General features: G+C 48.5%; 23 protein-coding genes and 2 pseudogenes. 18 read left to right on the top strand and 7 right to left on the bottom strand.

Annotation, left to right across the window (positions count from 1 at the left end):
- Positions 1-105 precede the first annotated feature (105 nt).
- From P4D80_RS08630 to P4D80_RS08645, 4 genes and pseudogenes are all read left to right on the top strand, one after another.
- The gene (locus P4D80_RS08630) at positions 106-693 is read left to right on the top strand and encodes a DUF488 family protein (RefSeq protein WP_421658655.1); all 588 of its coding nucleotides are present in this window, start codon (positions 106-108) and stop codon (positions 691-693) included.
- The gene (locus P4D80_RS08635) at positions 681-1025 is read left to right on the top strand and encodes a DUF488 domain-containing protein (protein ID WP_421658656.1); all 345 of its coding nucleotides are present in this window, start codon (positions 681-683) and stop codon (positions 1023-1025) included. Before P4D80_RS08630 ends, P4D80_RS08635 begins: the two co-directional genes overlap by 13 nt.
- On the top strand, positions 1012-1095 hold the full coding sequence (locus P4D80_RS08640) for a DUF488 family protein (protein ID WP_421659508.1): 84 nt from the start codon (positions 1012-1014) through the stop codon (positions 1093-1095). The genes P4D80_RS08635 and P4D80_RS08640 overlap by 14 nt, the downstream gene beginning before the upstream one ends.
- 3 nt (positions 1096-1098) lie before the next feature.
- Positions 1099-1770, top strand: a pseudogene (locus tag P4D80_RS08645) (dual OB domain-containing protein).
- A gap of 121 nt (positions 1771-1891) precedes the next feature.
- Here the strand turns inward: P4D80_RS08645 and P4D80_RS08650 are convergent.
- The 4 genes and pseudogenes from P4D80_RS08650 to P4D80_RS08665 all read right to left on the bottom strand — a co-directional run bounded on the left by P4D80_RS08650 (position 1892) and on the right by P4D80_RS08665 (position 3761).
- Positions 1892-2720: pseudogene (locus tag P4D80_RS08650) on the bottom strand (transposase).
- 26 nt (positions 2721-2746) lie between these two features.
- Positions 2747-3073 carry a hypothetical protein gene (locus tag P4D80_RS08655; protein ID WP_421658657.1) on the bottom strand — a complete coding sequence of 109 codons (327 nt, stop codon included), beginning with the start codon at positions 3071-3073 and terminating at the stop codon, positions 2747-2749.
- Positions 3074-3126: 53 nt separating this feature from the next.
- A complete protein-coding gene (locus tag P4D80_RS08660; protein WP_421655799.1) occupies positions 3127-3282 on the bottom strand; it encodes a hypothetical protein in 156 nt (51 codons plus the stop codon).
- Between the two features lie 290 nt (positions 3283-3572).
- Positions 3573-3761, bottom strand: coding sequence for a hypothetical protein (locus P4D80_RS08665; protein WP_421659616.1), 189 nt, complete (start codon positions 3759-3761; stop codon positions 3573-3575).
- Here P4D80_RS08665 and P4D80_RS08670 point away from each other — a divergent pair.
- On the top strand, positions 3690-3923 hold the full coding sequence (locus tag P4D80_RS08670) for an IS1-like element transposase (RefSeq protein ID WP_421659509.1): 234 nt from the start codon (positions 3690-3692) through the stop codon (positions 3921-3923). The two genes, P4D80_RS08665 and P4D80_RS08670, sit on opposite strands and share 72 nt — an antisense overlap.
- Before the next feature lie 4 nt (positions 3924-3927).
- Positions 3928-4386, top strand: coding sequence for an IS1 family transposase (locus P4D80_RS08675; RefSeq protein WP_421658659.1), 459 nt, complete (start codon positions 3928-3930; stop codon positions 4384-4386).
- Between the two features lie 120 nt (positions 4387-4506).
- Here the strand turns inward: P4D80_RS08675 and P4D80_RS08680 are convergent, their stop codons facing one another.
- Complete coding sequence (locus P4D80_RS08680; protein ID WP_421658660.1) at positions 4507-5691, bottom strand: NAD(P)H-quinone oxidoreductase subunit H; 1185 nt, start codon at positions 5689-5691, stop codon at positions 4507-4509.
- A gap of 789 nt (positions 5692-6480) precedes the next feature.
- Here P4D80_RS08680 and P4D80_RS08685 point away from each other — a divergent pair.
- The 4 genes from P4D80_RS08685 (at position 6481) to P4D80_RS08700 (ending at position 8840) form a co-directional block, all read left to right on the top strand.
- Positions 6481-6576, top strand: coding sequence for a transposase-like zinc-binding domain-containing protein (locus P4D80_RS08685; RefSeq protein ID WP_421658661.1), 96 nt, complete (start codon positions 6481-6483; stop codon positions 6574-6576).
- A gap of 105 nt (positions 6577-6681) precedes the next feature.
- A complete protein-coding gene (locus P4D80_RS08690; RefSeq protein WP_421658662.1) occupies positions 6682-6924 on the top strand; it encodes a transposase-like zinc-binding domain-containing protein in 243 nt (80 codons plus the stop codon).
- Complete coding sequence (locus P4D80_RS08695; protein WP_421658664.1) at positions 6925-7146, top strand: IS1 family transposase; 222 nt, start codon at positions 6925-6927, stop codon at positions 7144-7146.
- Positions 7147-8327: 1181 nt separating this feature from the next.
- Positions 8328-8840 (top strand): hypothetical protein, encoded by a 513-nt coding sequence (locus P4D80_RS08700; protein ID WP_421658665.1) that lies wholly within the window; start codon positions 8328-8330, stop codon positions 8838-8840.
- A gap of 870 nt (positions 8841-9710) precedes the next feature.
- Here the strand turns inward: P4D80_RS08700 and P4D80_RS08705 are convergent.
- Positions 9711-10460, bottom strand: coding sequence for a phosphoadenylyl-sulfate reductase (locus P4D80_RS08705; RefSeq protein ID WP_421658666.1), 750 nt, complete (start codon positions 10458-10460; stop codon positions 9711-9713).
- A 404-nt stretch (positions 10461-10864) separates the two neighbouring features.
- Here P4D80_RS08705 and P4D80_RS08710 point away from each other — a divergent pair, with 404 nt between their 5' ends.
- The 8 genes from P4D80_RS08710 (at position 10865) to P4D80_RS08745 (ending at position 17713) form a co-directional block, all read left to right on the top strand.
- Positions 10865-11971 carry a transposase gene (locus P4D80_RS08710; RefSeq protein WP_421658668.1) on the top strand — a complete coding sequence of 369 codons (1107 nt, stop codon included), beginning with the start codon at positions 10865-10867 and terminating at the stop codon, positions 11969-11971.
- On the top strand, positions 11922-13220 hold the full coding sequence (locus P4D80_RS08715) for a contractile injection system protein, VgrG/Pvc8 family (protein WP_421658669.1): 1299 nt from the start codon (positions 11922-11924) through the stop codon (positions 13218-13220). The genes P4D80_RS08710 and P4D80_RS08715 overlap by 50 nt, the downstream gene beginning before the upstream one ends.
- Positions 13217-13885: a phage baseplate assembly protein V gene (locus P4D80_RS08720; protein ID WP_421658670.1), complete on the top strand. Its 669-nt coding sequence runs from the start codon at positions 13217-13219 to the stop codon at positions 13883-13885. Before P4D80_RS08715 ends, P4D80_RS08720 begins: the two co-directional genes overlap by 4 nt.
- Before the next feature lie 2 nt (positions 13886-13887).
- Complete coding sequence (locus P4D80_RS08725; RefSeq protein WP_421658671.1) at positions 13888-14130, top strand: hypothetical protein; 243 nt, start codon at positions 13888-13890, stop codon at positions 14128-14130.
- Between the two features lie 393 nt (positions 14131-14523).
- Positions 14524-14910, top strand: a complete 387-nt coding sequence (locus P4D80_RS08730) for a GPW/gp25 family protein (protein WP_421658672.1) — start codon at positions 14524-14526, stop codon at positions 14908-14910.
- Between the two features lie 4 nt (positions 14911-14914).
- Positions 14915-15865, top strand: a complete 951-nt coding sequence (locus P4D80_RS08735; protein WP_421658674.1) for a hypothetical protein — start codon at positions 14915-14917, stop codon at positions 15863-15865.
- Between the two features lie 304 nt (positions 15866-16169).
- Entirely contained in the window at positions 16170-16703 is a 534-nt protein-coding gene (locus tag P4D80_RS08740) for an ATP-binding protein (RefSeq protein ID WP_421658676.1), read from the top strand.
- A 269-nt stretch (positions 16704-16972) separates the two neighbouring features.
- Complete coding sequence (locus tag P4D80_RS08745) at positions 16973-17713, top strand: class I SAM-dependent methyltransferase (RefSeq protein ID WP_421658677.1); 741 nt, start codon at positions 16973-16975, stop codon at positions 17711-17713.
- A 66-nt stretch (positions 17714-17779) separates the two neighbouring features.
- On the opposite strand, the gene P4D80_RS08750 is transcribed toward P4D80_RS08745, so the two are convergent.
- Complete coding sequence (locus P4D80_RS08750) at positions 17780-18721, bottom strand: TIGR03790 family protein (RefSeq protein ID WP_421658679.1); 942 nt, start codon at positions 18719-18721, stop codon at positions 17780-17782.
- Between the last annotated feature and the right edge of the window lie 479 nt (positions 18722-19200).

Here is a 19200-nt window from a genome sequence, read left to right on the forward strand (position 1 = left end):
CTAAGGTCACAACTGAGGAGCAGTATGGAGTTGTTCAGTATCGGTCACTCTAATCATGAGATAGATGCTTTCATCTCCCTGCTGCGGAGGCATGGAGTAACTGCTGTGGCTGATGTGCGCTCACATCCCTACAGTCGATTTTTGCCACACTTCAACCGAGCATCTCTACAGGAGTTTCTCACTAAAGAAGGAATTCAATATGTTTTTCTGGGACAGGAACTGGGAGCAAGACCTAGTAACCAGGATTGCTATATTGATGGCAAAGCAGTATATGAACAAATTGCCGCTACAGATGCCTTTCACGAAGGAATTCAGCGAATTCAAAATGGTTTGAAGAAACATAAGATTTCACTAATGTGTGCAGAGAAAGATCCATTAACCTGTCACAGAGCAATCTTAGTCTGTCAGCACTTACGTCATCTTGACATACCCATAAATCACATTTTGAAAAATGGTGATTTAGAATCTCATGAGCATTTAGAAGAGAGAATGCTTCTCAAGCATGGCTTTAAAGAGTTTTCTGAGGCGCAAGAAGCTCAACTTTCCCTGTTTTCACAAAATGGTTTGCCGACGCGAGAAGAATGCTTGAGGAAAGCTTACAAACTTCAGGGCGATGAAATTGCTTATGTAGAAAAAGGAAGTGATGAGGATGAAGAGTCAGATCAAAGAGTCAGATCAATTTGTTCACAATAGGTTTCACTCAAAAGAGCGCACAAAAGTTCTTTGAAACCCTTAAAAGAGCAGGTGTTAAGAGAGTTATCAACACTCGTCTAAATAATGTATCTCAATTGGCGGGATTTGCAAAAAGATCAGACTTAGAGTATTTCCTGAAAGCGATTGATGATATTGACTATATTCACATTTTAGATCTAGCTCCAACCAAGGATATTCTTGATGAGTATAAAAAGCAAAAGGGAGATTGGTCGGTATACGAGCAAAAATTCTTGAAGTTGATGGCTGATCGTCAAATCGAAAAAGAAAGTTTCCCCGGATCTAGCCGATGGTGCCTGCTTGCTTTGCAGTGAGGCAAAACCTCATCACTGTCATCGTCGTCTGGTTGCTGAATATCTGAACGATAGATGGGGGAAATGTTAGTATATGTCACCTTTGAAGAGGATAGTTTGTCTCGCCAACTCTTGGAAGCTAGAAGAACGTTGCATTGTTGGAATTGACCTAGACACTGGCAAATGGATTCGTCCCGTTTGTGACAGTTTATAGCCTGAAGATGGTCGAATTCCAGAATCCGTGCGGATTGTCGAAGGTCGAGAACCGGAGTTACTGGATATCTTGGGAATTCCTCTTGCCGATACAGGGAATGATTTCGGCTTTGAATGTGAAAATCTTTCAGTCTTGAATGGTCAATGGCAGTATTTAGGTAAAGCACAGCCAACTGATTTGCTAAGGTACTGTAGTGATTTTACGTATATACTTCACAATTCATTGAAGTACGTCAATCCCTCCTATCTACAAAGTCTTCCATTTCAACAACGTTGTACACTTCAACTTGTCCAAGTTGTAAGCTTTTCTGTGGAGCAAAGAACAAGTTCTAAAGGAAATAGTGAATGGCGAGGTACTATTCAAGCTGCTAATGGTCAGTGTTTAGCAGGCGCAAAAATAACCGATCCAATGTTTGTTAAGAAGCTAGAGACAGGACATCAGCCCAAAGGCACCTGCTTAGTAACTGTAAGTCTGAGTATACCTTGGGCACCTCCTGATTGGGATGGTGAAGCTCCATGTTGGAAGTTAATAGCAGGTGTTATTGAAATTTAGTGCAAAGATGTCTAACAAGTCGCTGCACCGGAACGCCGATAGTTAGTTGGCTAAGTGGTAAAGGTTGTCTGCATCCGCTGACCTTAGCCGTTAGCTGGCTTCGTTTTTGGGCTAGGGAGCACTACGAATAAATATTAGGACAATGCTTGAAGGCAGCATCAATACAATCACGAAAACTTTCAAACTCATTCATGCGCTGCCGCATCCAATTTTTGAGGACGCTCCACCACCACTCAATCTTGTTCAAGTCGGGTGAATACGGCGGCAAATACCAAAGCTCACATCCCGCCTGCATCACCAGTTCATCAATCACATCAATCACTTGAGAACGATGAAAACTCGCATTGTCAATCACAATCACACTGCCTGGTTGCAGTTGCGTTAGTAGACACTCTTCGAGCCACATCTCAAACAAATCTCGGTTGCAAGCTCCGGCAAACGTTATCGGTGCAATTAACTTGCCTTGCACCAGTGCCGCGATCCACCTGACCTGCTCAGTGCGTTTTCCACACTTGAGCGAATGTAAATTACCAGTTCGCTTGGTTTAGTTTTCAATCGCTCTTTGAATTCGCATCGCTTGATGTCATCGCGTTCTTGATAGCCATAGTTTTTTTTGTTTTTTTGCGGCTGATTTCCAATTTTCGCAGTGCATCACTGATGTTTTGCTGCGTCACTCCCTCGCCCCACAACTGAGCCATCTGTGCTTGAGTTTTACCGCCATGTTCCTTGACAAACTCCTCAAAACGCTTGCGGTCCGTGATTTTGTGCCCACAGCCTTTTGGGAAGTTAGTCATCGCTTGATAGTCACCCGTTTGGGCTTTGCGTTTGAGCCACAGATCGAGCGTATTGCGACTGAGCTTGAGCATTCGGCACACGTCGCTTTTGCGTTCACCGCGCTTGACCGCTTCGATTGCTTTTGTTCGTAAGTCGTAGCTGTAGGAAGTTGACATCGGCAGTTCTCAACGTGCTTTTACTGCTACTCTAACGTCCTACTCTGCCTTCGTAGTGCTATATTACTTGGTTGCTTCCAGCCTTGGTGGGTACGGCAGATCCAGACTCGACTTTTAACCCGAATGCGAAAATGCCACTGTAGGTCTTCGCACAGATAGTGCCTCAGTTTCGTATCAGCAAATCCCCGGTCGGCGAGAAATTGCACCGATACCCCGGTGGGCACTAACCGCGCTGCTCGTTTCAGCATCAGTTGGTAGACCTCCAAGCGAACACTACTACTGCCGTGGCGTAGTACCCGCCCAATCAAGGGAATGGCATATCCCCGGACTGAATCGATCTGCGAATCGGGCAAAACTCGTCCCATAACATCGTCGTGTCTTCAATTAAGGTAATTTCAGAAACGCCTCACTGGGCTAATGCGGCTGCAAGCAGCGGACTGTAGTAGGCTCTTTGGACATGGATGCGGCTATTGGGCAACCAGCGACTGAACGGCGTGGATGGCTTTGGGCGAATTTTGCTCGACTCTGCACGTAAACACCCCATTGGGTCTGGCTGATGCATTCACTACAAATCAGTCCAATCACCATCTAAATCAGGGGTTGCAGATGCCGTTGATCAGCCCATTGAGTGGATTGACCCAGAAGGTCCCATAGCTGGGGAGGTTCGCATGGTTCAGTTGTGTTTGGGTGGTAACTTTCACACTAATCTGCGAGTGCCGTTTTACCAAGGGCTTAGCCTCCCTCCTTTTCAAGTTTTGTCAGTCAATCAGCTGGGTGACTGGAATTTTTCGAGCGTTCATGGAAATCTCCTCTCTGCCTCAGCAAAACAGGAGAGGAAGCAGGAGTAATGTTCTAGACATGGGGATAGGAATCAGGGAAAATCGGAGCACTCGAACCCGTTAAATTCTCCCAAACAACTACGATGGTATTTGAACCTGTGCATTGTGCCCCACCTGTGAGAGCACGAATATCGTCAAGCATGGTAAAACCGCCGAGGGTAAGCAACGGTATAAATGCCGTAATCCTGAATGCACTCGTCATAGCTTTGTTCGGGAGTATTCTTACCGAGGCTACTTGCCTACTGTGAAACAACAGATTTGCGAGATGGCGCTCAACGGCGGCGGGATTCGCAATACTGCGCGGGTACTCAAGATTAGCCCAACCACCGTCCTTGAAGAATTAAAAAAAAGATCGTCATCTTGAACACGTGAACCGACCCTTGTTAGAACAACTTAAGCCGACCTCTGCGATAGTTGTCAAACACATTGAGGAAGCGGAAGCTGACGAGATGGGGAGTTTTGTTCACTCGAAGCAGCAGGAGCGTTGGTTACGGCACGCAATTGATCATCAAACCGGGCACGTGTTGGCCTATGTGCTGGCCGATCATACAGACCAGGCGCTCGTTGAGTTAAAAGCATTGTTAGAGCCGTTTGGCGTTCAAACGTTTTACACCGATGGATGGGGAGCGTATGCCCGTTTGGTGGATGAAGACCAGCACGTCGTTGGCAAGTGGAATACCCAAAAAATCGAGCGCAAACACTTAACGTTACGAACGCGAATTAAGCGATTAGCTCGCAAAACCATCTGCTTCTCCAAGTCCGAATGGCTGTATGACATCGTGATTGGATTGTTCATCAATCGCTACGAGTTTGGGCAGGCTGTTTGACTTCATCGATCCCCATGTCTAGAACATTACCGGAAGCAGGAAAGACAAAAGGATCTTCCCTGCCTTCTCCATCAATCCCATTTAAGTGGGATTGATAAATGAGATTGATTCATATGGGTTCTAGCGATCAACCGACCCCATAATAATGTCAATGCTACCCAGGATCGCCACAATATCTGCCACCTTCATGCCGCGTAGCAAATGAGGCAGTACTTGCAGATTGTTGAAGTCAGCCGGGCGAATCTTAAACCGCCAGGGAAAAACGCTATCGTTCCCTATAATAAAGACACCCAGTTCACCTTTACCGCTTTCCAGACGAACGTAATGCTCTCCAGCGGGAATTTTCCAGGTTGGGGCTAGCTTCTTGCCGATGAACTGGTAGTCAAAGGTATTCCATTCAGACTTGGGACCGGCTGCCATGCGCTTTGCTTCCAGGTTCTCGTAGGGTCCACCAGGTAAACCTTTAAGGGCTTGTTTGATAATCTTCACTGACTCCCGCATTTCCCGCATCCGTACCATGTAGCGGGCGAGGGCATCGCCTGCGGTCTCCCACTGCACTTCCCAATCGAAGTCGTCATAGCATTCGTAATGATCAACTTTGCGCAAGTCCCACTTCACACCAGAACCCCGCAGCATGGGACCGGAAAGTCCCCAGTTGATAGCATCCTCGCGGGTAATGGTACCGACCCCTTCTACCCGGCGACGGAAGATGGGGTTGTCAGTGACTAGTCGCTCGTACTCATCTACTTTAGGCATGAAGTAATCACAGAAATCTTCGCATTTATCGACCCAGCCGTAGGGTAGATCGGCAGCCACTCCGCCAACCCGCCAGTAGTTGTTATTAACCATGCGATAACCCGTTGCAGCTTCCCACAGGTCATAGATCATCTCTCGTTCGCGGAACTGGTAGAAGAAGGGGGTTTGAGCGCCTACGTCCGCCAGGAAGGGACCAAACCACAGCAGGTGGTTGGCAATTCGGTTAAGTTCCAGCATAATAACGCGGATGTAGCTAGCGCGTTTGGGAACTTCGACACCAGCCAACTTTTCAGGAGCGTTGACGGTGATTGCCTCGTTGAACATCCCTGCTGCATAATCCCAACGGCTGACGTAGGGGACGTACATCACCACTGTACGGTTTTCGGCAATCTTCTCCATCCCCCGATGCAGATAGCCAATCACGGGTTCGCAGTCGATCACGTTTTCTCCGTCGAGTGTGACGATTAACCGCAACACCCCGTGCATCGATGGGTGGTGAGGACCCATGTTAAGAACCATGGGTTCGGTTTTCGTCTCGATCATTGCCATAAGCGAGTGGTCTCCCCTCTGTTAAAGATCTGCAAACTGGCTGAATTCTTCTTAATTATAGGGCGGACGGTCGGAAGAGTTTGTGGTCACCGGGCACGATCGCCATTTGCTTTCTCCGAGGGAACTATAGATTGAGCTGGATTGTTCAGCCCCAACAATCTGCTCGAAAACGCCCTCAAGTTAGCTGGCACTAGGCTGCCAATGGAAGATGACTAGTGAAATACCTGTTAAATGGCAGTTCCCCCCCTACAAAAGACTGGTGCTTCGCGGCAAAAGTTTTCCACCAGTTGGCCAGTTGCCTGAATGAGCACCCGTAATCCCATGCTCAAACGTCCTGGCTGAGCAACCACTCCTCAACTTCCAGCAATGCCAGACTGGTGCCGACTTCCCATGCTCGCCCAACTCCCCTGGAAACAATTTCGGCCATGGGTACCTTTGGAAAGATTGGGCTGACAGCAACTTCAACCTAAGTAACTCCACCCAATTAAGAAGAAGGAATGGGGGCTGCGCCCCCAGGCAGGGGGTTCCACCCCCTCCACCCCGAATCTATCTTCAATTTAATTTTGTCGAGTTATAGCTCTACACAGGTGGGTTAGGACATTGGAATTAGAGAGGGAGTGGGGGCTTCGCCCCCAGCCAGGGGTGGAACCCCTGCACCCCGTCCCTAACCATAATGACTACCGCTATATTTACTCATTGTTTTGCAACAAGTTGATTATCAGTTTGTCATTGCCATGAACTTATAATTCTGGGGCGTTGCTGAAAGGGTAATAATAGATTTGGTGTAATGTGAATACGAAATGTTTTCAGTGTAACTCTACTCAGACCTCTAAAAACGGACATCGACGAGGCAAACAATGCTACAAGTGCAAGCATTGCGGTTAGTGGTAGTACTCTTTTATAAAGAGTAGAGAAAATCAGGAATGGTCATCATAGATGAACCCTGATTGTGCACCTTGATTGTGCACCTAATGATAGACCGGATCCATCATGAAGCCATATCTCCTCTGCCAGACCTGCGGTTTCGATGACATCATGAAAAACGGTACTACCCGTCGAGGCAAACAGAACTACAAGTGTCGCGATTGGGGTCGTCAGTTTGTGGAGAATCCCCAATGGCAACCGAAAGATAAAGACACCTGTGCGTTGATCGAGCGACTGTTGCTCGAACGCATTCCCCTAGCAGGGATTGCACGAGTGCTGCAATTGTCCAAGAGTTGGTTGCAACAGTAGGTGAATGATTGCTACGCCAAGGTACCTCAGCAAGCAAAAGTAGTGGTCAAACCAACGACTCGACCGGTAGTGCAGATGGATGAGTTGTGGTCATTGGTGGATGAAAAAGGCAATAAGCAGTGGGTCTGGCTCGCGATGGATCGAGCAAGTCGTGAAATCATTGGGTGTCATGTGGGCGATCGTTCTACTCAATCAGCACGGCACTACCCTCTAACTTTCTAGAAGGTTACAGTCGGCGCATGCAATACTTCAGTATTTGAGTGTTTCTTAAGCTTGGATGAGATGCGAAAGTTGTATCAAAAAGTGAGGCACCGGGTGAAGCCTGAAGAAGATAGTGTTTGATTTTATTGGATTTCTCAGAAATCCGTTTCCCAGGTTTTAACGATTGGCAGTCCACCCCCAGAAAACCACCAGATGTTTACATCATTTAAGGTTTTTCTGGGTGTTGCTGAAAAGCAGTATGAATCGAAACGAAATTTCGAGCATACAGCACCTATTGCATACCCAAATTCAGCAACACCATTTTCCTGATAGAAACGTTACCTGCCTTCACAATCCGCGGATCAGCCAGATCCCCTGTCCTCTCGTTTTATTGTGGAAAATCCTGACAGGACAAGGCTTTTGGAGACTCTGATAGTTCAGGTTTCAGTGTATGATAAGGGTGCAAACCTGATTGTGGAGATTCAGCCGCTGGAGTACACTCCAGGCAAGGCTTCATTCAGGGTGGATTCACCAATTACCTCAAATCGGAAATTACCTCAAATCGGATTAGTTGGAAACTGTTTTACAGGAACGTAGACAGCGAGGAGAAGACCTGGTTCACCGACTACCTCAAATCGAATTCGTTGGCAGCTCTGCATCGGTATATTGTATAATTAACTACTAGCTCAGCAAAGTTCACTAATTACCTCAAATCAAATTCGTTGTTGGAAACCACGAAGCGTCGGCTGTACCCTTCATCGCCCAACGCAGTGATGCACATACACAACGAATGATTCATAACGAATGATTTATTCAGTGCTTCCCCCGCACATATACAGTGCGTAAGGAAGGTAGAAGGTAAATCATTTGCGAACATTCATAGGAGGAATACGATGCCTAGAATTCATTTCGCACCGCCTCAACACGCAAACAGCAAACCTACATGCGTACTAACGGCTTTATTGCTAACGATCTCGGCAGTGGTTAGCAGTTCCGCATTAGCACAAGAGAACAAAAGAGGTCCAAGTCTGGATGCCACCAGAAGTCTAGCAGGCAGCATCCCGGCACTCGACGGCATTGCAGAGCTAAAAAGAGCAGTCCCGCGTCCCATAACACCGCCTCCTGTAGACCAGGTACGTCCTCGTCCATGCCCATATCCTGTTACGCTCACAGAGACCGCACCTCCGCCGGTAACGGCAACAGTGGATGGAACGCAACTTCCACCAAGCCTCATTAGCCCAACCAACCCAGAACCCAACTTTGGCGGTACGACCCCTGACAAGGTCTTTCGTCATACCTTTCAATTTAAGGTTCCTAACAACCAATGTTGTCAGTGCACCAATGCTCGCTTGATCCTCAAGTTCAAAGCGCTTCTACCAGCATTGGATCCCACTCATAGTCAGGCAAATGCAAGCAATGATAAATGGTACATATACAAGGATAAAAATATTTGCGGGCAAATGTACGGTTGGATCTACGACAATCCGACGAATCAAGGTGGTACGGTTACAAAAGTAATTAATATCCCCTGTAATTGTCTCAAGAGAGATGGGAACACAGTCAAACTGACCTTCGTTACCCAAGATGACACATCAGTAACGAGTGCGCAAGCCCAGATAAATGGCTGCTGCGTAAAGCAAGATTTTGGGTCATTGGGCGCAAGACAGCCAGTCGGAGCGGAAGCAGAGGAGCCTACGGTGAATCTGAAAGATTAGTCGATCTCGTTTAGGTGGTTACAGGTAGGTGGTTACAGGCAGAGGGATGCAACCGCCTGCCTGCTGGCGGAATGTACACGGCGCTTACTTGCTATCTGATGAGAAGGTGTTTGTAAATAGGTGTGAAGCAGATGTTCTATAGGAAATGAAAAATCGCGAATTAGAAAAATGTGGGATCATAACTTACCGAGGTTTTAGGTTTAATTAACTCAAATCTGAAGACAGGTAAATGAATGATTTCTGGTAATTGTTACAAATTTCAGCGTTGTTGAATTTAGGTGCTAGAGATATAGCTCTACGCAGGTGCCTTAGGACATTGGAATTAGAAAGGGAGTGGGGGCTTCGCCCCTAGCCAGGGGTTCCACCCCTACACCCTGTCCTAACCACAATGACTACCGCTATATATGAGTGGATTGCGAAAGTGCTGGCAGACGAAGGGTACTACAGAACTTTGAAAACTCTGATTAGCAATGCATTTGGCACTGAAGAGCGGAGCATCGAAGTAGAAATCAATCAGTGTCTAGAGAGTGCCCTAAGGTTTTCACTAGCCCCCTTAGCACTGGATTGTCGAACAGACTTGGAGTTGGTTAGAAAATGCACAAGCACTGACTTAAGACTATGAAATCTTGACTGAAAATCAGGAAGTTGTGATTTATGTCTTATGAATGATCCAGTTAATGCTCAGGCGATTAACCAACAATCGTCGAACGAGGACTTGAGGCTTACTGGCAGGTTCCGGCGGGTGAGAGGACGGCCATTCACGGGGAATGGGTAAAACTGATGTAGAATTTTTTGACGACAATGACACTGCCCTGAGCTGATGGGAAAAGATCAATTCTCTCATCTCTCTATCTCCCCATCCCCCGGTTCCTATGGCTGGGTTTGATTGATAGCGTGTAAACCACATTCTTTCTTGCCCGCATCTTCCCACCACCAGCGGCCTTCCCGTTCGTGCTGGTTAGGTAAAACTGGGCGGGTGCAGGGTTCGCAACCGATACTAATGAAGCCCCTTTCATGGAGAGCATTGTAGGGGACTTCGTAGGAACGGATATACATCCAGACATCAGCGGAGGTCCAGTTAGAAAGGGGATTGAATTTGATTAAGGGGCGATCGCCACTGGAAAAGGCGGTATCCACCTGAACTACTGGAACGCTGGCACGGGTAGAGGGATTTTGATCCTTACGCTGACCAGTAATCCAGGCATCGAGTGTAGATAACTTACGGCGCAGCGGCGCGACTTTACGAATATCACAGCATTCCTTGTGACCATCTTCATAAAAGCTAAAGAGCCCTTTTGCCCTGACTAGCGCTTCTACCTGAGCAGCATCGGGAAACATAATTTCAATCTCAATCCCGTAGTGTTTGCGGACGCGATCAATAAATTGATAAGTTTCTGGATGGAGCCGTCCTGTATCGAGGCTAAACACTTTCACTGCTCGATTCATTCGGTAGGCCATGTCAATCAAGACGACATCCTCGGCACCACTAAAGGAAATGGCGATGTTGTCAAACAGACTCAACGCACGTTCAAGAATTTTTTGTGGACTCTGGTTTGAAAGCTCCGTCTCAAGACCTGAGATGTCAGGCTCAGTCCTGGTCTGCCCGGTCAACTGCGTCATAGTAGCTTTTCCTCAATCTGTGTTCTCCCTGGAAGTTCTCCCTGGAAAAGGATTGTTATGGTCGTTTCGTCACATTCTATCAAGCAGTCGCCCCGTAATGAGAAAGTCTGTGGGTGGATAGAAATTGAGGTAAAGATGCCCGTCAGGAGATTGAATATTATGGCTGTCGCCAGGTTGCTTGGGACATTGGTTTTAAGGGGGGTTGGGGGCTATGCCCCCAGCCAGGGGTGGAACCCCTGCACCCCATCCTAAGCCTGGTGGCTAACTGAGATCTTGCACCAGTCTCAATAGGGGTTGCCCAAAGAACCAAAATCTGAAAAAAAGGGCGTAGTAGTAAAAAGAAGACGGTCATGGAAACCATCCTTCAACACGCCCAAGGGCTAGTGTATAGCCTCTTATGCCTGATGCCTAGTGCCTATCAAAAGGCCAGTCTCAATGCTCTATTGGGGCTATTTCTAGATGCTCAAGGTCATGCCTTACCTGAACACACGCCCGTGAAATCAGCCAGTTCGTTAAGGCGATTTCTCAATCGCTACACCTGGTCTACCCGACGGGTGATTCAAACAACTCGGCGGGCTATTCTAGAGCAAATCGCTCACCATCTCCCTCACCACGGCAGTCCCATCCGGGTCTTGATTGACTTGACGACCCTAAAAAAGACGGGTCAGTTTTGGCAGTTGAGTACCCCGACCGATGCCCCCCATGCGCCTGACCCGTGGGTGCGGATGCTGAACGGGAAACGCGGACTCCATCTGGTGGTGCTTTATCTGGTGGTGGGCGAATGGCGAGTGCCCTGGAGTTTTCGGGTCTGGCGGGGTAAGGGACATCCCAGTCCAGTCCAATTGGCCATCAAGTTGTTAGCCACGGTGCCCAAGTCCTTGGTCAAGGGCAGAATCGTGCTGGTGCAAGCGGATACGGAATTTGGCACAGTAGAGTTTCTCAAGGCGGTGCGCCAACGCTCCTGGCGACCGGTGGTGGGCATGCGCAGCAACCGTAAATTGCAAGACGGTCGCTGTCTCAAAAACTTGTATCGTCATGCCCAGCTAGGTTTACAAGTTTACCTGGAGGGCATCGATTATCCGCTCACGGTGTCCTGGTTTTGGCTCAAACGGGCGGATGGCAAACGAGAATTGCGTTTTGTGGTTTCTACCTATCCTTACTCTGGGGTGTATCTCGTCCGGTTGGGGCGCAAGCGTTGGGCCATCGAAGGTTTCTTTAAGACCGCCAAGCACCAGTTTGGCTTGCATTGCTTTGGTCAGAGCACGAAGTTAGGGGTGTATCGCTGGTTGATTCTGTCGTTGATTGCCTATCTGTTAGCCCATTGGATTGACCAATGGTCATGTCCACCTGTGCTCCATTGGAAAACAACTTGTCGTTTAGCCTTTGAAACTTTATTTCCCTTGATTGTGTGGTTCCAGTTGCTCAGGCAGATCCGCATCAGTGCAGATATTGCCGCACAGTATGGGTTTGAAATTGTTCTCAAATCCTTGCCTAATTGGGCTTATCGATAATGGTGCAAGATCTGAGTTTTGCAGTATTGCAGCGGAGGAATTTGACGATCCAGCCCAGTGGCGATTGATTGCTAAAGCCAATCAGATGGACAATCCCCGTCAGATTGCTCCGGGGCAACGCCTGACTGTTCCTCCCTTTCGTCCAGATGACACGAGTGGGAGGTGGGTACTAATGTTTGCCAGTGCGCTATTTGAAGATACCAGCCTGCCCGCGATCGCTGTCCGGATTAACGGAACTTCTAATCTAGAATTGTCGCTGGCTATCGAGCAGGTAACCGTGACGCAAGACCTGGAATCACCCAGTATGGTGGAAATCCACCTCGCTAATTTTGATGTGATTAATCACAAAATCACCTGGTCTGATAGCTCTTTATTGGGGATTGGGACCTCGGTCGATGTTTCGATGGGCTATAGTAATCGACTCAAACCAGTCATCTCTGCTGAAATTACCGGGCTGGAACCAGAGTTTTCTCGAGAAGCACCTCCAAAGCTGGTTGTACGGGGACATGATCTCCGTCATCGCCTGCTATACGGACGCCAAACCCGCTCATTCACCCAAATGAAAGATAGTGCGATCGCCCAACAGATTGCCAGTCAGCGGGGGTTAGTTGCGAAAACAAAAGATACGAAGATCGTGCTGGATTATGTGATGCAGCACAATCAGACCGATCTGGAATTTTTGCAAGAACAGGCCCAACGCATCGGCTACGAAGTCTGGGTAGGAAACAAAACCCTTTACTTTCAACCCCACCAGCATGACACTCAAAAATCACTCCCGCTATCACTAAATTTCGAATCCAATCTTCTAGAGTTTTTTCCCCGTCTTAGCAGTTTAACCCAGACTTCTCATGTAGAAGTTCGAGGATGGGATGTTAAGAACAAGCAAGTCATCATTGGCAAAGCCAGGGCTGGCAATGAAGCTTCTCTGATGGGTGGATTCACCAGTGGTGCAAAGGCTGTGCAAAGGATGTTCGGTACCGCTCTCCATACCGTTAACAACCAACCTGTTCAGAGCAAGGCTGAAGCCGATCAAATGGCACTGGGACAGTTCAATGAGCGATCGCTAGCGTATATCACCGGAGAAGGTACCTGCCTGGGCAATGCCAGTTTGCGGGCGGGTAGTGTGATCGAGATTAAGGGTGTGGGTCAGCGGTTCAGCGGACTGTATTACGTCACTACTGCCACCCACACGTTTACAAATGACGAAGGCTACCGCACTGAATTTACGGTAAGGAGAACGGCAACATGATAGGCATGGATGTGCTGCTAGGAAATGCGTCACCGGGAGAGCGCGATCGCGTCTATGGCATCACCATCGGCGTGGTGACGAACAATAAGGATCCGGAGGGATTGGGACGGGTTAAAGTCAAATTTCCCTGGCGCTCAGAGCAGGATGAAAGTTACTGGGCCAGGGTAATGGCTGCAATGGCAGGTAATCAATACGGGTTGTACTTTCTACCCGAAGTTGGTTGTGAAGTGGTGGTTGCCTTTGAACACGGCGATATTCGCTTTCCCTACATCTTGGGAGCGCTATGGAATGGCAAAGACAAACCTCCTGTCACCAATCAGGATGGGAAGAACAATCAACGCATGCTGAAATCACGCAGCGGTCATGTCATCCTTCTCGACGATACCCAGGACGAAGAAATGATTACCATCCGTGATAAATCTCAAAAAAATGAAATCATCATTGATTCCAGTAAAAAATCCATGATGATTAAGGTTGGAGAGGAGTTGACAATTGAAACTGGAGGCAAAATCAGCCTCAAAAGTAGTAAAGGAGATTTAGAAATCGATTGTCAGAATCTATCTATCAACGCAAAACAAAACTGCAATATTAAGGCAAACAGTGGAATTGGCATTGAGTGTATGGCAGGGGTGAAAATTAACAACGGTGCCTTGGAGGTGACTTAAAAATGCCAGGGTTTTTACTCCATCAGGGAGCAACTGTACTTTGTGCCCACGGTGGGCAGGCCCAACTCACTCCCCTCTTTCCCAGAGTCAAGGTGATGGGTCAAGCTGTTGTGCTCCAGATTCTCCCTTCTACCATTGCGGGCTGCACCAATCCCCCCCACCCACTAACGTTGGGCCCTGCGCCTTCGCTACCTGGAGCACCGCCGCAACCCGTGTCAAAATCATGGGACAACCTGTCTTACTGAGAGACAGCCAATCCACCTGCTTTCCAACCGGAACCTCACTTACGGTGATTATCGCTCAGACCAGGGTGAAGGGGATTTAGGGAAGAAGAAAGAAGCCAGGAGCCAGGAGAGGGAATGGGGCGTGGGGGTAAGGAGAGAGGGGTGAGGGAGTGAAGCTTAGTTGTTAGTGGTTGGTTGTTAGTAGTTGGAGAGGTGTGCGGTGTATGGTGAAAACTCAAAACTCTCCACCCCACCTCCCCATCTCTCCATCCTCCTATCCCCCTATCCCCCCTGGCATTGCTGAATCTGGGTATGAAATGGATGCTGTATGCTTGAAGCTTCGTTTCGATTCATACTGCTTTTCAGCAACGCCCCCCTCACGACTAACAACTAACAACTAACAACCAAACCCCTATGTCTACTGATTTTCTTGGTGTTGGATGGACTTCTCCTGTTAGTCTGAACTCAAATGGACAGGTTGAAATGGCGCACTACGAAGAAGCGGTGCGTCAGTCAATTTGGATGATTCTCAGTACGGCTCATGGAGAGCGGTTGATGCGTCCAGATTTTGGTTGTGGCATTCATGATCTCGTATTTGCGTTAAACAGTGCAGCAACGATTGGCCAGTTGAGTAATGCCGTGAATCAAGCACTAATTCAGTGGGAACCGCGAATTGATCTACTGAGTGTTGATGTGTTTCCGGATCTCGATTTACCCGGTCGATTGCTGATTCAAATCAACTATCAGGTGCGCACGACGAATAATCGGTTTAACCTGGTTTACCCGTTCTATCTTGAGTAGCTCTATGCCGCCTTTGCCCCCCAAAATTGACCCGCGCTCCTATGACGACATCGTTGCTCAGGTGGCGATGTTGGCGGAATATTTTACGCAGGGCTTTACCAGTGAGGTGGAACCGACGATCGCCGCTCTCCTGGGGCGTACACTTGATCAGGAGGTGCGGGCTGGAATGGGCGCGATCGCCACTCCTGGAAATGTGGTGAGCCTGGCGCTGGCGCAACAAATTAGCCAGCTTGAGGGTTTAAACCGGGTGAAGGTGACGGGGGGATGGTATGCGCCTGGAACCAACCAGGTTAGACCCACCATTGCTGCGCTGAGTGGACGAATTTTGAGTCAGGATCTGGTCGATCCAGCTACTCAGCAACTGATTGCGGTACAGGGAACCCCAATTAATGCGTCGCTGGCCGAGCGAATTAGCCAGACTCCAAATCTGGCCTGGGTGAAAGTCAGAGCCAATCCGGGGGCGATCGAGGTCGAACCGACGGTGGAAGCGTTGATGGGGCAGGTCCTGGATCAGGAGATTCCAAATCCAGAGAAGCCCGACCAGCCGATCGCCGTCCGGGGTACATTGGTTAATCTCAATCTAGCCGAACACATTCAACGGGTTAGCCAGGTTCAGGGAATCAACCGGATCAGGGTGAAGGTGACGCCTGACGCTGGTTGGGCACTGATCCGCATTTTCAGCCACCTGGCAATGATGGTGCGTGATCGCCTCAACCAGGTATCAGACAAAAACTTCCTGGCCTTTCTGGACCTGATTGGCACTCAAATTTTGCCACCCCAACCAGCGCGGGTACCGCTCACCTTTTACCTGGCCGAGGGCAGTATCTCACCTTTTACCTGGCCGAGGGCAGTATCGAAGACGGGCTGGTTCCAGCTCAAACTTCCGTTGCCGCTCCCCCTGCGGAAGGAGACGCGGCAGAGGTCGTGTTTGAGACGGAACGCGATCTGCTCGTGACGACAGCACAACTACAGGCGGTCTTTGTGCATCAGCCTGCGACAGTTTCCTACAACGATCGCACCCAGTCGGCGACCGGAGAGGCAGAGGTTGCCTTTTCCGCGTTCAGGGCCGATCAGGCAATTGAATACAGTCTCTACCTGGCCTGCGATGAACTATTCACTCTGCCAGGGGTCAAAACCGCAACACTCAAGATTGATTCTCCCCAGGCAGCGGAACTGGCAACGCTACCCATTACCTGGTCTTTTTGGAATGGTACGAGTTGGAAGACGATCGAAGCAGTTCCCCAGGCTGTCAATACGCAGTGGCTGGTGACAAATACATTGGCGAAACTGAAAAGAACCTGGATCGTATCTTTGCTGCTGCCACCAGTTCAAATGCCATTCTTTTGTTTGATGAGGCAGATGCTTTATTTGGCAAGCGTTCAGAAGTGCAGGATGCCCACGATCGCTACGCCAATATTGAAATTGGTTATCTCTTACAAAAGATGGAAGAGTACGAGGGGATCGCAATTTTGACAATGAATTTGCGCAGCAATATGGATGATGCCTTTATACGCCGATTGCGCTTTGTGATTGATTTCCCCTTACCCAATGAACAGGAACGGCTTTGCATTTGGGAACGGATTTTGCCGGATAAAACACCCTGTAGTCCAGATCTAGATTTTAGGATAATGGCGCGGCGATTTGAAATTAGTGGAGCTAATATTCGCAATATTGCTCTGGCAGCCGCTTTTTTGGCAGCAAGCGATGGCGGCATTGTGACAATGAAGCATCTTATCCGGGCAACCCAACGGGAGTATCAAAAGATGGGCAGGTTATTGATGGAGGAGATGTAGCCAGGCGGTAGTCCTAAGTTGGTCGCATCCAACATCATTCTCACAATCTAACCAGTTATTAATCTTTTTATAGCAAATGATTAAGGTTAAGAAAATGTTCAACTGATAGTATCTTCCCAAACCATCCCGTAGCTATAGCGTTCACAAATAGTTTGTGAACAAGGAGGGTGGGGGCAAAGCCCCACGCAGGGGTTCCACCCCTACCCCCCTTCAAATATCAAGAAGGATTGCTATACATGTAACCTCTCAGTTCTCAGAGTGGAGATCCAATGAAGACTCAGGATACGCAGTATGTCGCTCAAGTTCGTGATGATTATGATCTTTTAGAGCCTGGACAATTAGATACATGGAATCCGGTTCATTCCGAATATGAGCTTGCCTACCGCCTCAGCATCTACCATGCTGCTACGGAAGCTTTGCTACTCAGTCAAATTCCCCTTTCACAACTTAAGGTTCTGGATATTGGCTGCGGTAACGGTCGGAGTAGCCGTATGTATATTGATCTAGGGCTCCAGCCAGAACAAATTATGGGGGTTGATGTAAGAACCGGAGGAGCGATTAACCTTGCCAGGAAACTGAACCCTGCTATTCGGTTTGAAGCTTACGATGGTGATCCGAGGGTCTTTTCAGGCCAGGGGATCAATTGGGTTTCGTTGGCGGGAGTTTTATCCACAATTAAAGAACCCGAAGGGCGTCGTATTCTGGCCAATCAGATCTACGAGTTACTCCCCCGGGGAGGGTATTTATTCTACTTCGAGCTGTATCAGGCTTTGAAAATGGTTGGTAGGGGCCGCATCTACCCCCTAAAGTTATTTTCTGATTTTGAGAAAGTTTGGGCCAGGCCGGTCAGAAGTTACAAGTATGTGCCCAGGCTGTTTCATAATGCAGACTATCGCAAAGCCCGCAGGATGAGCGTGATTCGGCAGGATCTACCAATTACCATCCTGTCCCGCATTAAGCGGACTTTTCTGCCAACCCATGAGGTTGTCCTTTTTCGCAAACCAAGTTGATCATTCCAGTCTCTTACTGAGATTGTAAGAAGGGGGAGTTGGGGCTGCGTCCCCAGGGAGAGAGTTTCACCCCCTCCCTGCAAACGGTCGTGCCAACGGTTCTCCAATAAAAATTCCTTGCCCGGGCCATGCTACGCTTTTCCAATAGGCTTCCAAAAGAGTTTCACCTGCCAGGTAGTGGGACATAGCAATACCGGGATGGGGAAATTTTTGAGGGAAATTGCACGGTTCAACAACCGTCCCGTAACTTCCAGTAGCCCCTGCCTCTAGCCAACGCAGGCTACTCATCTGGAAACTATCGGTTAGCATTCCGCCTGCTGATGTCAGGTGATCGGCCATAGCTCCTGGTCGAAATTGATTTGTCTCAAACTTAGGGACCTGACTCAACCCTGTAAAATAAAACATAACATCGGATTTATTTTCTAAAGCTTTGGTTTTGATCGTTTCAATCAAAAAGCGATCAGCAAACTGGTGGGCGATCGCCGGGTAGAAAGCAGCACGGACGTTTCGATCGCGATCTGGAGTATCAATCAGATAAGCGGTACCTACAGGGCTTGTTCCATCGGATGCCACGCCCCGGTCGATCAGAGCTTTGGCCTGAGCAAAATTGGTGGCTGCGATCGCCATCGCAGGACGTATCTGAAAATCGTCGTAGGGTCTGCTGCCCGTCTGGTTGAAATAGGGATTTGCCTGGGTTGGAGAACAGCCTTTAGCACAGTAGCGTTGATCAAAACCATAGGCAAAGGCAGCCGTAATCGACATACAACCAACCCGATAAGGCGCAGCCCAGGTTAAGGCAAAACCCTGAACATGAACCGGCGTTTTGCGATCTAATTCGGTTTTGAGTCGCTTGAATTCATCGAGTGCCAGAACGGGGCGATACGGTGTAAAACGAAGCCGGACAATGTTCTGAGGTGGAATTCGACGCCGCTGCTGATAGTATTCTGCAATTTGAACACTTAAGGGGTCAGCCTGGTTAACAACGACTGCTAGCTCACGAGAAGTCAACTGAGTTGGGTTCCCGAAATTTCCATCGCAGCTCTGTAATCCTGGTAATACCAACGTTAAGCTGGCGATGAAGAAATGAAGTGAACGAATAACTTTCCCAGTGATCCAAACATCACGCATCGTTCTTGTTAAGGTTATTCTACATGGCAATCTTGAGTGCTTCTTCAGCCTCTAACAGAGCCAGGGACACAGTCGCCTCTGCCAGATATTGAGCAATATTCGCTCGAACGATCGGATTCGTCTCTCGCTATAGCTCTCTGAAATGGAACAGCACCTGAACGCGGCACCCCTCTAAAGAGTAGGATCGATGGCATGAGAGTCAGGATCGATGGCATGCCGTTTCATCTCAGACATCCAGAAGTTCTTCCTGTAACTCAATCGTGAACAACCGTCACTCAACCTCAGTGTAAATAAATCTTACCCCAAGCATGACATCACTCTGTAGTACGGTAGCACTATATCCTGCCGCGCCTCTGTCG

The sequence above is a fragment of the Leptothermofonsia sp. ETS-13 genome (assembly GCF_049200465.1).
In the GTDB taxonomy this organism is placed as follows: domain Bacteria; phylum Cyanobacteriota; class Cyanobacteriia; order Leptolyngbyales; family Leptolyngbyaceae; genus Leptothermofonsia.

Excerpts from the sequence above, each read along its gene's own strand:
- P4D80_RS08660 (WP_421655799.1), bottom strand. The coding sequence starts at position 3,282 with ATGCATCAGCCAGACCCAATGGGGTGTTTACGTGCAGAGTCGAGCAAA.
- P4D80_RS08665 (WP_421659616.1), bottom strand. The coding sequence starts at position 3,761 with ATGACGAGTGCATTCAGGATTACGGCATTTATACCGTTGCTTACCCTC.
- P4D80_RS08680 (WP_421658660.1), bottom strand. The coding sequence starts at position 5,691 with ATGGCAATGATCGAGACGAAAACCGAACCCATGGTTCTTAACATGGGT.
- P4D80_RS08690 (WP_421658662.1), top strand. The coding sequence starts at position 6,682 with ATGAAGCCATATCTCCTCTGCCAGACCTGCGGTTTCGATGACATCATG.
- P4D80_RS08705 (WP_421658666.1), bottom strand. The coding sequence starts at position 10,460 with ATGACGCAGTTGACCGGGCAGACCAGGACTGAGCCTGACATCTCAGGT.
- P4D80_RS08710 (WP_421658668.1), top strand. The coding sequence starts at position 10,865 with ATGCCTAGTGCCTATCAAAAGGCCAGTCTCAATGCTCTATTGGGGCTA.
- P4D80_RS08715 (WP_421658669.1), top strand. The coding sequence starts at position 11,922 with ATGGGTTTGAAATTGTTCTCAAATCCTTGCCTAATTGGGCTTATCGAT.
- P4D80_RS08720 (WP_421658670.1), top strand. The coding sequence starts at position 13,217 with ATGATAGGCATGGATGTGCTGCTAGGAAATGCGTCACCGGGAGAGCGC.
- P4D80_RS08725 (WP_421658671.1), top strand. The coding sequence starts at position 13,888 with ATGCCAGGGTTTTTACTCCATCAGGGAGCAACTGTACTTTGTGCCCAC.
- P4D80_RS08730 (WP_421658672.1), top strand. The coding sequence starts at position 14,524 with ATGTCTACTGATTTTCTTGGTGTTGGATGGACTTCTCCTGTTAGTCTG.
- P4D80_RS08735 (WP_421658674.1), top strand. The coding sequence starts at position 14,915 with ATGCCGCCTTTGCCCCCCAAAATTGACCCGCGCTCCTATGACGACATC.
- P4D80_RS08745 (WP_421658677.1), top strand. The coding sequence starts at position 16,973 with ATGAAGACTCAGGATACGCAGTATGTCGCTCAAGTTCGTGATGATTAT.